The organism is Amycolatopsis sp. NBC_00348 (genome assembly GCF_036114655.1).
Taxonomy (GTDB): Bacteria; Actinomycetota; Actinomycetes; order Mycobacteriales; family Pseudonocardiaceae; genus Amycolatopsis.
The window spans coordinates 5,010,710-5,024,090 of the sequence record NZ_CP107994.1; the positions used below are offsets into that span (position 1 = coordinate 5,010,710).

A 13,381-nucleotide genomic window follows, 5' to 3' on the forward strand; every position below is an offset into this window, starting at 1 on the left:
TCAGGAGCGGCCGAGGTCCTTGTTGATGAACTCGAAGAGCTCTTCGTCGGACGCGCCGTCGAAGACGCCCGCCGGGCTGTCCTCGACCTCTTCGTTCTCCCACTTCGCCAGCAGGGCCTGGACGCGGACCTTGACCTTGGCGCGGGTCAGCTCGTCCGTGGCGGCCGCCGACAGCACGGCCTCCAGCCGGTCCAGCTCGCCGAACACCGACGCGACGCCGTCCTCGCCGCCCAGTTCCCGGCCCAGGTGCGCGGCGAGGTCCTGCGGGGTCGGGTAGTCGAACACCAGCGACGCGGCCAGCTTCAGCCCGGTCCCGGCGGTCAGCCGGTTGCGGAGCTCGACCGCCGTCAGCGAGTCGAAGCCCAGCTCGGTGAACGCCCGGTCCGGCGCGACCGCGGCCGTGCCGCGGTGCCCGAGCACCAGCGCGACGTCGGTGCGGACCAGCTCCAGCAGCGTCCGCCGCCGGCCGGCCTCGTCCAGCTCCGCGAGCTTGCCGCGCAGCTCGGCGCCCGTGTCGGCCTCTTCGACGACCTCCGCCTCGAGGACCGCCCGCACCTCCGGCAGGTCCGCGATGAACGCGTTCGGCCGCAGCGCGGTGAAGCCGGGCGCGAACTTCGCCCAGTCGACGTCGGCCACCGTGACCGCCGCCTCGCCGTGCTCGACGGCCTGGGTCAGCGCCGCGACGGCCAGGCCCGGGTCGAGCGCCGGGAGGCCACGACGTCGCAGCTGCTCCTCGTGCTCCCCCTCGGCCGCCATCCCGCCGCCGCCCCACGGGCCCCACGCGATCGACGTCGCGGCCAGGCCGGCCGCCCGCCGCCGCTGGGCCAGCGCGTCGAGGGCCGCGTTCGCCGCCGCGTACCCGGACTGGCCGCTGCCACCCCAGGTCGCCGCGACCGACGAGAACAGCACGAACGCGTCCAGCTCGCCGAACAGCTCGTCCAGCGCGAGCGCGCCGGTCACCTTGGCGTCCACCACGGAGGCGAACTCCGCGACGCTGCTCGCCGCGATCGGCGTGCCCTGGCTGACGCCCGCGGCGTGCACGACCGCGCGCACCGGGGAGTCCAGCCCACCGACGAGCGCGGCCAGCGCGTCCCGGTCCCCGACGTCGCAGGCGGCGACGGTGACCTCGACGCCGGTCGCGACCAGCTCGGCTCGCAGCTCCTCGGCTCCCGGCGCGGCCGGGCCGCGCCGGCTGACCAGCACCAGGTGCTCGGCACCGTGCTCGGCCAGCCACCGCGCCATCCGGGCGCCGAGACCACCGGTACCGCCGGTGACCAGCACCGTGCCGCGCGGCTGCCACGGCTCGGCCGGCGTCGTGGGCAGCGGTGCCCGGGCCAGCCGCCGGGCGAAGACGCCGTCGGCCCGCACCGCGAGCTGGTCCTCCACGCCGTCCCCGGCGAGCACGCCCGCCAGCAGTTCGGCGACGCGGTCGTCTAGCACCGCGGGCAGGTCGATCAGGCCACCCCAGCGGTCCGGGTGTTCCAGGGCCGCGACCCGGCCCAGGCCCCAGACCTCGGCGCCGGCGATGTCGACGTGGTCGCCGTACACCGCGTCCCGCGTGATCGTCCACAAGGGAGCGTTGATGCCTGCCGTACCGAGCGCCTGGATCAGCTCCAGGGTGCCCGCGACGCCGGTGGCGACCATGCCGTGTTCCGCGTGCGGCCGGGTGTCCACGGCCAGCAGCGAAAGCACCCCGGCCAGCGGGAGGCCGTCCTCGACGAGGTTCGCGGTGCCGCGCACCGTGCGCACTTCGGCGCCGTGTGCCCGCAGCGCCTCGACGACCTGGCCGCACCACGCGGCCTCCGTCTCGGGCAAGATCACCAGCCAGCCGCCGGTGAACAGCGGTGTCTCCGGTTCGGCCACCGCGGTCCACGACACCCGGTACCGCCAGTCATCCAGTGTGGACAGTTCACGGCGTTGCCGCCGCCAGCCGGACAGCACCGGCAGGAGCGTGCCGAGCGACTCGCGGTCGACGCCCGCCGGGAGCGTCCCGGCCAGCTCGTCGACGTCCTCGCGCTCGACGGCCGCCCAGAAGCGGTCCTCGGCGGCGTCCCGCGGCGCGGGTGCGGCCACCGGCTCCGGCCAGTAGCGCTCGCGCTGGAACGGGTACGTCGGCAGCGCGACCACCCGGCCCGGCGTGAACAGCGCCGCCCAGTCCACGGCGACGCCGTTGACGTGAGCCGCGGCCACCGCGGTGAGCAGAGCCTCCGCCTCGGGACGCCCGCGTCGCAGCGCCGGCACCACCACGGGCGTGCCGCCGTCGACCGCGGCGCAGTCCTGCGCCATCGCCGTCAGCACCCCGTCCGGGCCCAGTTCGACCACAGTGGACACTCCGGCGGCGAACACCGCGCGGATGCCGTCGGCGAACCGGACTGCCGCACGAACGTGGCGCACCCAGTAGTCCGCCGTCCGGAACTCGTCCGCGGTGACCGGCGCACCGGTCAATGTGGACACCAGCGGCACCGTCGGCTCGTGGTAGTCGAGCCGCTGCGCGATCGCGGCGAACTCGGCCAGCATCGGCTCCATCCGCGGCGAGTGGAACGCGTGGCTGACGGTCAGCCGCTTCGTCTTGCGCCCCAGCGCGGCGAGCCGCGCCGCGACCTCGGCCACCGGCTCCTCGTCGCCGGCGATGACCACCGCGGCCGGGCCGTTGACCGCCGCGATCCCGACGACGTCCTCGAAGCCCGCCAGCAGCGGCAGGACCTCCTCTTCGGACGCCTGGACCGCGACCATCGCGCCACCAGAGGGCAGCTCCTGCATCAGCCGGCCGCGCGCGGCGACCAGCTCGACGGCGTCGGCCAGGGTGAGCACCCCGGCGACGTGCGCCGCGGCCAGCTCGCCGATCGAGTGGCCGACCAGGACGTCCGGCCGGACGTCCCAGCTCGCCAGCAGCCGGAAGAGCGCCACCTCGAGGGCGAACAACGCGGGCTGCGTGTAGACCGTGCGATCGAGCAGGTCGTTCTCGGTGAACATGACCGTCTTGAGTGGACTGTCCAACCGGGAATCGAACGCGGCGCAGATCTCGTCGAGCGCCGCGGCGAACACCGGGTACGCGTCGTACAGCTCACGGCCCATGCCGGCCCGCTGGCTGCCCTGCCCCGAGAAGGCGAACGCCAGCCCGCCTGCCCGTGCCGTCCCGCTGCTGACGCCCGCCGCCGGGCCGCCGGACGCGACCGCGTCCAACCCGGCGAGCAGTTCGTCGCGGTCGCTCGCGAGCACCACGGCGCGGTGCTCGAAGACGGACCGGGTGGTGGCCAGCGCGTAGGCCAGCTCCGCCGGTTCGCCGTCGTGCTCGCGCAGCCTCGACGCCTGCGCGGCGAGCGCGGCGGCGTCGTGACCGGAAAGCACGACCGGGACCACGGCCGGGCCCTGCACGTCCGGCAGGACCACGGGTGCCGGGGCCTGCTCGATCACGACGTGCGCGTTGGTGCCGCTCACGCCGAACGAGGAGACGCCGGCCCGGCGCGGACGGCTGGTCTCCGGCCACTCGCGCGGCTCGGTCAGCAGCTCGATCGCGCCCGCCGTCCAGTCCACCTGGGACGACGGCGCGTCGACGTGCAGCGTCTTCGGGAGCGTCCCGTGCTGCATGGCCAGCACCATCTTCATCACCCCGGCAACCCCGGCCGCCGCCTGCGTGTGCCCGATGTTGGACTTCAGCGAGCCCAGCAGCAACGGCGTCTCCCGGTCCTGGCCGTAGGTCGCCAGCAGCGCCTGCGCCTCGATCGGGTCGCCCAGCTTCGTGCCGGTGCCATGCGCCTCGACCGCGTCGACGTCCGAAGTGGACAGACCGGCCGCGGCCAGGGCCTGGCGGATCACCCGCTGCTGCGAGGGACCGTTCGGCGCCGTCAGGCCGTTGGACGCGCCGTCCTGGTTGACCGCGCTGCCGCGGACCACCGCGAGGACCGGGTGGCCGTTGCGCTGGGCGTCGGAAAGCCTTTCCAGCACGAGCATTCCGGCGCCCTCGCCCCAACCGGTGCCGTCGGCAGCCTCGGCGAAGGACTTGCAGCGGCCGTTCATCGCGAGCCCGCGTTGCCGCGAGAACTCGACGAACACACCCGGCGTCGACGTGACGATCACGCCGCCGGCCAGCGCCAGCGAGCACTCACCGGCCCGCAGCGCCTGCGCCGCGAGGTGCAGGGCGACCAGTGAAGACGAGCACGCCGTGTCGATCGTGACCGCCGGACCCTCGAGCCCGAAGGTGTAGGACAGCCGGCCGGAGACGACGCTCGCCGCGGTGCCGGTGGCCAGGTAGCCCTCGGCTTCCTCGGTGTCGGCGAGCAGCGTGCCGTAGTCCTGGCCGCTGGTGCCGGCGAACACGCCGGTCCGGCTGCCGCGCACCGACCGCGGGTCGATCCCGGCCCGCTCGAACGCCTCCCAGGTGATCTCGAGCAGCAGGCGCTGCTGCGGGTCCATGGCCAGCGCTTCCCGCGGGCTGATCCCGAAGAACGCCGGGTCGAACTCCCCCGCACCGGCGAGGAAACCGCCTTCACGGATGTAGCACGTGCCGCTGTGGTCGGGGTCCGGGTTGTAGAGCGCGGCCAGATCCCAGCCGCGGTCCGTCGGGAACGGCGTGATCGCGTCCGTGCCTTCCGACACGAGCTGCCACAGTTCTTCCGGCGTCGTGACGCCGCCGGGGAAGCGGCAGCTCATCGCCACGATGACGATCGGGTCGTCGTCGGTCGCCGCGGGGGTGATGACGTCGTCCGCTTCGTCGCCGCGCAAGTGCGCGGCGAGCACGGCCGGCGTCGGGTAGTCGAACACCAGCGTCGAGGGCATCGTCTGCCCGGTAGCCGCGCCGACCCGCTTGGCCAGCTCGACCGCGGTCAGCGAGTCGAACCCGAGTTCGCGGAACGGCAGGTCCGGTTCGACCTCGACGGCCGAGCGGTAGCCGAGCACGGCCGCCACTTCGGCGCGGACGAGGTCGAGCAGGGCCCGGGTGTCTCGCCGCTCCTTACGGTCTACTGTGGACACTTCTGCCCGGCGACGCGGGACGGTGACCAGGCCGCGCAGCATCGGCGGCACGTCACCCGTGATGCTCGCCCGCAGGGCCGGCAGATCCAGCTTGATCGGCACGAGCACGGCGTCGCTTGTGGACACTGCCGTGTCGAACAACGCCATGCCGTCCGCGACGGACAGGGCACCGATCCCGGCTTCGGTCATCCGCCGCAGGTCCGCGGCCGTGAGCCGGGCCGCCATGCTGCCGGCGCCGGACCACATGCCCCAGGCCAGCGACGTCCCGGGCCGCCCGGTGCTCCGGCGGCGCTGCATCAGCGCGTCGAGGAACACGTTCGCCGCGGCGTAGCTCGCCTGCCCGGCGCCGCCGAGCACCCCGGCGGCCGAGGAGAAGACGACGAACGCCGTCAGCTCCCGGTCGGCGGTCAGCTCGTGCAGGTGCCAGGCCGCGTCGACCTTGGGCCGCAGCACGGTGGCGACGCGCTCCGGTGTGAGCGACGCCAGCATTCCGTCGTCGAGGACGCCCGCGGTGTGCACCACGGCGGTGAGGTCGGCGATCCCGTCGAGCAGGGTCGCCGCGGCTTCGCGGTCGGCGACGTCGCAGGCCACGACGTCCACCTCGGCACCCGCGGCGGCCAGCTCGTCGGCCAGCTCGGCCGCGCCCGGGGCGTCGGGCCCACGGCGGCTGGTGAGCACCAGCCTTCGCACGCCCTGGGTCGTGACCAGGTGTTTCGCCAGCTCGGCGCCCAGGGCGCCGGTGCCGCCGGTGACCAGGACCGTGCCTTCGCCTAGCGTCTTCGCTTCTTCTGGGACGGCCGCTCGCACCAGTCGCGGTGCGAACGTCTCCCCGGCACGGACGACGACCTGCGGTTCGCCGGTGGCGACGGCCGCGGCCACCGCGTCGGTGTCGTCGGTGTCGACCAGGACGAAGCGGCCGGGCTGCTCGGACTGCGCCGAACGGACCAGGCCCCAGACCGCGGCACCCGCCAGGTCGGCACCGGCGTCCGGCCCGGCCGCGCCCCGTGTCACGACGACCAGGTTCTTGCCGGTCTGCAGCTTCGCGAGCACGTCGCCGACGATCCGGTGGACGTCCTCCGGCGACTCGCCTTCCGGCACCCGATAGACCTCCGGCAGTTCGCCAGGAGGTCCCGCCTGCACCGGCACCCAGTCGATGCGGAACAGCGAGTCGACGGTCTTGACGGACTCCGTCGGACGCAGCGTCACCGCGTCGGCGGTGACCACGGCCGTGCCTTCCGCGTCGACCGCGTGCAGCGAAACGGTGTCGTCACCCAGGTCGGTCAGACGGACCCGCAGGTCACGGGCGCCCGAGGCGTGCAGCGCGAACCCCGACCAGGCGACCGGCGAGAGGCCGCCGAACGCCGCGTCGAGCAGCGCCGGGTGCAGGCCGAACCGTCCGGGCTCGACGCCTTCCGGCAGCGACACCTCGACGACGTTCTCGTCCGTCCACTCGGGAATCTTCGGCAGCACGACCGCGAGCACGCCCTCGGCGTGCCTTGTCCACGCGCCGCCGTCTTCCGGTCGCGAGTGGACGGTCACGGCCCGGCGGCCGGCGCCGTCCGGCTCGCCGACCCAGACCTGCAGCTGGAGCGCCCCGCGTTCGGGGAGCACGAGCGGCACGTCGACGGACAGCCGTTCGACCAGCCCGCAGCCCACCTCGTCCGCGGCCCGCGAGACCAGCTCGGCGAACACCGAGCCCGGTGCCGCGCCGCTCAGGAGCTGCGTGGACAGGCGCCCGGTGAGCAGGAACCCGTCCCCGTCGGCCCGGGCCACCGCCGCGCGCAGCAGCGGGTGCCGGGTAGCGCCGAGGCCGGCGGCCGTGACGTCTCCGCCCGCGCTGGTCCGGAGCCAAAAGCGCTGCCGTTGGAACGGGTACGTCGGCAGCTCGACCCGGCGCCGGGCGGCGGTGCCGAACACCGCGGCCCAGTCCGGTTCGACGCCGTGGACGTGCGCGCCGAGCACCGCGGTCAGCAGCGCATCGGGCTCGGCCCGGCCGGCTCGCATGGCCGGGACGAACTCGCCGTCGGCGCACGCCTGGCCCATGGCCGACAGCACGCCGTCCGGCCCCAGCTCGACGAACACCGAGACACCGCTCGCGGCGAGCGTCCGGACGCCGTCGGCGAACCGCACCGCTTCACGCACGTGGCGCACCCAGTAGTCCGCGTCGAATCGCGTCACCAGCTCGCCGGTGAGGTTCGAGACGATCGGGACTGTCGGCGCCGCGTAGGACAGCGTCTCCGCCACCGCCCGGAACTCCGCCAACATCGGGTCCATCAGCGGCGAGTGGAACGCGTGGCTCACGACCAGGCGCTTCGTCTTGCGGTCACTGAACTGTGCCGCGACCGCCAGCACGGCGTCTTCCTCGCCGGAGACGACCGTCGAGTCCGGGCTGTTCAGCGCGGCGATGGTCACACGGTCAGACAGATATACCGAAACTTCCGCCTCGGTCGCCTGGATCGCCACCATCGCGCCGCCTTCCGGCAGCGCCTGCATGAGACGACCGCGTGCGGCGACCAGCGTCACGGCGTCCGCCAGCGTCAGGACCTCGGCGACGTGCGCCGCGGCCAGCTCGCCGATCGAGTGCCCGGCCAGGAAGTCCGGCTGGAACCCGAAGTGCTCGAAGAGCCGGAACAACGCCACTTCCAGGGCGAACAAGGCCGCCTGGGTGTAGCCGGTCCGGTCCAGCGGCTCGCCGTCCTCGAACAGGACCGTCCGCAGGGGACGGTCGAGGTGCGCGTCGAACTCGGCGCACACCGCGTCCAGCGCGTCGGCGAAGACCGGGAACGCGTCGTACAGCTCGCGGCCCATGCCGGTCCGCTGGCTGCCCTGGCCGGTGAAGAGGAAGGCCAGCTGTCCCCGGTCGCGGGCGACCCCGCGCAACACGCCGGGTGCAGTGACGTCCTCGGCCAGCGCGGTCAGCGCCGTCCGCAGGTCGTCGTGGTCGGTGGCCAGCAGGGCCGCGCGGTGGTCGAGCGCGGACCGGGTCGTGGCCAGGGCGTACCCGAAGGCGTCCAGGTCCGGCGTGTCCGAGGCGGCCAGCGAAGCCGCCTGGGCCCGCAGCGCGGCGGCCGTCCGTCCGGAAAGGACGATCGGCACCGGCAGCGGCGACTCGACCACGTCGGCCGGTTCCTCGGCGGGAACGGCTTCGATGATCGCGTGCGCGTTGGTTCCGGAGACGCCGAACGCGGACACCCCGGCCCGGCGCGGCGCACCGGTCTCGGGCCACGGCTGGGCCGTGGTCAGCAGCTCGACCGCGCCGGCCGACCAGTCGACCTGCGTCGACGGCTCGTCGACGTGCAGGCTGGCCGGCAGCACACCGTGCCGCATGGCCTGGACCATCTTGATCACGCCCGCGACACCGGCCGCGGACTGCGTGTGCCCGATGTTGGACTTCAGCGAGCCGAGCCACAGCGGCTCGGACCGGTCCCGGCCGTAGGTCGCCAGCAGCGCCTGCGCCTCGATCGGGTCGCCGAGCCGGGTGCCCGTGCCGTGCGCTTCCACGACGTCGACGTCCGAAGTGGACAGTCCGGCATTGGCCAGCGCCTGGCGGATCACCTTCTGCTGCGCGGGACCGTTGGGGGCGCTGAGGCCGTTGGACGCGCCGTCGGAGTTCACCGCGGAGCCCCGCACGACTGCCAGGACCTGGTGGCCGTGGCGACGGGCGTCCGACAGTCGCTCCAGCAGGAGCAGGCCGACGCCTTCGGACCAGCCAGTGCCGTCTGCCGCTTCGGCGAAGGGCTTGCACCGGCCGTCGGCGGCCAGGCCGCGCTGCCGGGCGAACTCGACGAACCCGCCCGGGTCGGCCATCACGGCGACACCGCCGGCCAGCGCCATCGAGCACTCACCCGACCGCAGGGCCTGCGCCGCCCAGTGCAGCGCGACCAGGGACGACGAGCACGCGGTGTCGAGCGTGACCGCCGAACCCTCGAGCCCGTAGGAGTAGGCCAGCCGTCCGGAAAGGACACTGCCGACGTTGCCGGTCAGCATGTGACCCTCGACGCCGTCGGGCAGCTCACCGGCGCCCGCGCCGTACCCGGAGGCCGCCGCGCCGAGGAACACCCCGGTGCGGGTGCCGCGCAGGGTCCGCACGTCGATGCCGGCGCGCTCGAAGACCTCCCACGACGTCTCCAGCAGCAGCCGCTGCTGCGGATCCATCGCCAGGGCCTCGCGCGGGCTGATGCCGAACAGGCCCGGGTCGAACTCGCCGGCGTCGTGGAGGAAACCGCCTTCCTTGGTGTAGGTCGTGCCCGCGTGCTCCGGGTCCGGGTGGTAGAGCGAGTCCAGGTCCCAGCCGCGGTCGGCCGGGAACGGCCCGATCGCGTCGTCGCCGGCCGCGACCAGCCGCCAGAGGTCCTCGGGCGAGCGGACGCCGCCGGGGAACCGGCAGCCCATCGCGACGATCGCGATCGGCTCGTCGGACCCGGTCGTGACGACCGCGGTCGTCGTGGTGTCCGGCTCGGCGCCGAGCAGCTCGCCCAGCAGGAACGTGGTCAGGTCGAGGGGGGTCGGGTAGTCGAACACGAGGGTCGCGGGCAGCTTGAGCCCGGTGGCCGTGACCAGCCGGGTGCGGACCTCGACCGCGGTCACCGAGTCGAAGCCCAGCTCGCGGAACGCCCGGGCGGGCGGGACGGCGTCGGTGCCGGCGTGGCCGAGCACCGCGGCCGCCTCGGCCCGGACCAGGTCGAGCAGCACGCGCTTGCGTTCGGCCGCGGGCAGTTCGGCGAGCCGTCCGGCCAGTCCGTTGTGGACTGTTGCTGCCGCCTCGACGTCCAAAGCGGACACTTCAGGCAGGTCGGCGATCAGCGGACGCGCTCGCAGCGCCGTGAACGCGGGCGCGAACTTCGCCCAGTCCACATCGGCCACCGCGAGGAACGTCTCGTCCGCGTCGAGGGCCTGCTGCAGCACCGAGATCGCCAGCTCCGGCGCCATCGGCCGCAGCCCGCGCCGGCGCATCTGCTCGCCGGCTTCGCCTTCGGCCATGCCGCCCTCGGCCCACGCACCCCACGCCACCGAGGTGGCCTTCGCGCCGCGAGCGCGCCGCTGTTCGGCGAAGGCGTCGAGGAAGGCGTTGGCCGCGGCGTACGCGCCCTGGCCACCGCCGCCCCAGACCCCGGCGTTGGAGGAGAAGAGCACAAACGCGTCCAGCTCTGTATCCGCGAGCACGCGGTCGAGGTTGACCGCGCCCACGACCTTCGCGGCCGCATTGACCGCGAGGTCGGCGGGCCCGGTCTCGGCCAGCGGCGGCGAGACCCCGACACCCGCGGCGTGCAGCACCGCGGTGAACCGGTGCTCGGCGACGAGGCGTCGCACCGACTCGAAGTCGGCGACGTCACACGGGTCGACGGTGACCCGGGCGCCGAGCCCGGTCAGCTCCTCGACCAGCTCTTGTGCGCCAGGCGAGTCGAGACCGCGACGGCTGGTGAGCACCAGGTGCTCGGCGCCGTGCCGGGCCAGCCAGCGCGCGATCTGCGCACCGACCGCACCGGTACCGCCGGTGACGAGCACCGTGCCGCGCGGGGTCCAGCCGGTGATCGCCGGCCGCTCGTCCAGCGGGGCGCGCACCAGGCGGCGGGCGAAGACGCCGGACGGGCGCACCGCGAGCTGGTCCTCGTCGCTGTTGCCGGCCAGTACCGCGGCCACCCGGGCCGAGGCCCGCGGGTCGAGGTCTTCCGGCAGGTCGAGCAGGCCACCCCAGCGTTCGGGGTGCTCCAGCCCGGCGACCCGGCCGAGGCCCCAGACCTGCGCCTGGACGGCCGAGGTCAGCCGGTCGGACCGGCTTGCGGAGACGGCGCCGCGGGTGGCGAGCCAGAGCGGAGCCGCGACGCCGTCCAGCGCCCGGATCAGTGCGGCGGTCAGCGCGAGCCCGGCCGGGACGACGGGGTGTTCGGGGTCGGGCCGCTCGTCGAGCGCCAGCAGGGACAGCACACCGCGGAACTCCAGCTCCGGGAGCAGCGCAGCCAGTTCCTCTGCCGACGTGCCCGGTTCGATCGGGAGCACGTGTGGCCGGGCGCCGTGGGTGGTCAGCAGTGCGGTGACCGCCTCGATCTCGGCGTGCGCGCCGGCCGGGACCGGCACCAGCCAGTCGCCGTCCAGGTTCGCGGCCTCGAAGTCCAAAGCAGTCCACGCGATCCGGTACCGCCACTTGTCCACAGTGGACTTGTCACGGCGGTTGCGTCGCCAAGTCGACAACACGGGCAGTGCGGCCCGCAGTGTCTCCTCGTCGGTGCCGTCGATCTCCAACGCGGCCGCGACCGCGGCCGGGTCGTCGCTGTCGACGGCGTCCCAGAAGGAGCTGTCGGCGAACCCGTCACCCGTGGTGACCGTGTCGGCGAGTTCCGGCCAGAAGCGGCTGCGCTGGAAGGCGTAGGTCGGCAGGTCGATCCGCCGGCCTCCGCTGAACACCGTGTCCCACGCCACCCGCGCGCCGCCCGTGTGGGCCTGGGCCAGCGAGGTGAGCACCCGGGTGAAGCCGCCCTGGTCTCGGCGCAGGGTGCCGGTGACCGTTGCGGGCGCACCTGCGTCCTCGAGGATGTCCTGCAGGCCGGTGGCGACCACCGGGTGCGGGCTGACCTCGACGAACACGTCGTGGCCGTGGCCGGCCATGGCCTCGATCGCGTCGGTGAAGCGCACTGTCTGGCGCAGGTTCCGGTACCAGTAACCGGCGTCGAGGCCGGAATCGATCAGCGAGCCGGTCACCGTGGAGTAGAACGGGATCTCCGCCGGGCGCGGGCGCACCGGGGCGAGCACCTCCAGGAGTTCCGCTTCCAGCGACGCGACGTGCGCCGAGTGGGACGCGTAGTCCACCGGGATCCGCTTGGCCCGGATCTCCTGCTCCTCGCAGCGGGCGAGGAACTCGTCCAGGGCGTCGGCGTCACCCGAGACCACGGTCGCCCGCGGCCCGTTGACGACGGCGATCGAGATCCGGTCGCCCCACGGTTCGATGGCCGTCGTGACCTCGGCCGACGGGAGGGGCACGGAGACCATGCCACCGCGTCCGGCCAGCGCCAGGATCGCCTTGCTGCGCAACGCGACCACCAGCGCACCGTCCTCAAGAGACAGTGCACCCGCGACGACCGCCGCCGCGATCTCGCCCTGCGAGTGGCCGACCACCGCGGCCGGCTCGACGCCGTGGTGGCGCCAGACCGCGGCCAGCGAGACCATCATCGCCCACAGCGCGGGCTGGACGACGTCGACGCGTTCGAGGGGTTCCGCCGCACGCAGGACGTCGAGCAGCGACCAGTCGACGAACGGCGCCAGCGCGTCGGCGCAGTCGGCCATCCGCGCGGCGAAGACCGGCGAGGTCTCCAGCAGCTCGACGGCCATCCGCGGCCACTGCGAACCCTGGCCGGGGAAGACGAACGCGACCTTCCCGGTGCCCGCCAAGCCGTGGACGGCGTTGGCGGGCTCCCCCGCGGCCAGCGCGGCGAGACCTGTACGGGCCTCCTCGGCGTCCCGCGCGAGCAGGACGCTGCGGTGCTCCATCCGGTGGCGGCACTGAATCAGCGAAAGTGCCACGTCGGTCATGCGCGGAGGGTCTACCTCGAACAGTTCGAGCAGACGACCCGCCTGGGCGCGGACGCCGTCGGCGGTCTTCGCCGAGAGCACCAGCGGGGCGAGGACGTCCTCGCCCGGGGGAACCTCTGCAGAAGCAGGTGCCTGCTCGATGATCGTGTGCGCGTTCGTCCCGCTGAACCCGAACGACGACACCGCCGCGCGGCGCGGCCGATCCACCGACGGCCAGGGCCGGGCCTCGGTGAGCAGTTCCACCGCGCCCGCGGTCCAGTCGATGTGCCCCGACGGCTCGGAGACGTGCAGCGTCTTCGGCAGCGTGCCGTGCCGCATCGCCATGACCATCTTGATGATCCCGCCGACGCCGGCCGCGGCCTGGCTGTGGCCGAGGTTCGACTTCAGCGAGCCGAGCCACAGCGGGTCACCGGCGCGGTCGGCGCCGTAGGTGGCCAGCAGTGCCTGTGCTTCGATCGGGTCGCCGAGTGACGTCCCGGTGCCGTGCGCCTCGACGACGTCGACGTCCGAAGTGGACAGACCGGCATCGGCGAGGGCCTGGCGGATCACGCGTTGCTGCGACGGGCCGTTCGGCGCCGTCAAGCCGTTGGACGCACCGTCCTGGTTGATCGCGGTGCCGCGCACGACGGCGAGCACGGGGTGCCCGTTGCGCTGGGCGTCGGAGAGACGCTCCAGCAGGATCATGCCGGCGCCTTCGGCCCAGCCGGTGCCGTCGGCGTCCGCGGAGAACGCCTTGCAGCGGCCGTCCGGCGAAAGCCCGCGCTGCTTGCTGAACTCGATGAACGCGGCGGGCGTCGACATCACCGTGACGCCACCGGCCAGGGCCATCGTGCACTCGCCGTTGCGCAGGGCCTGCGCCGCGAGGTGCAGCGCCACCAGCGAAGAC

1 protein-coding gene (only partly in view) is annotated in these 13,381 nt (G+C 73.9%); it reads right to left on the reverse strand.

Annotated elements, in window-relative coordinates:
* Positions 1–13,381: the final stretch of a type I polyketide synthase gene (locus tag OHS58_RS21500; protein ID WP_328649606.1), read on the reverse strand. 33,776 nt of this gene lie beyond the right edge of the window; 13,381 of the gene's 47,157 nt are visible here — the last part of the coding sequence; its start codon lies beyond the right edge, outside the window; its stop codon occupies positions 1–3.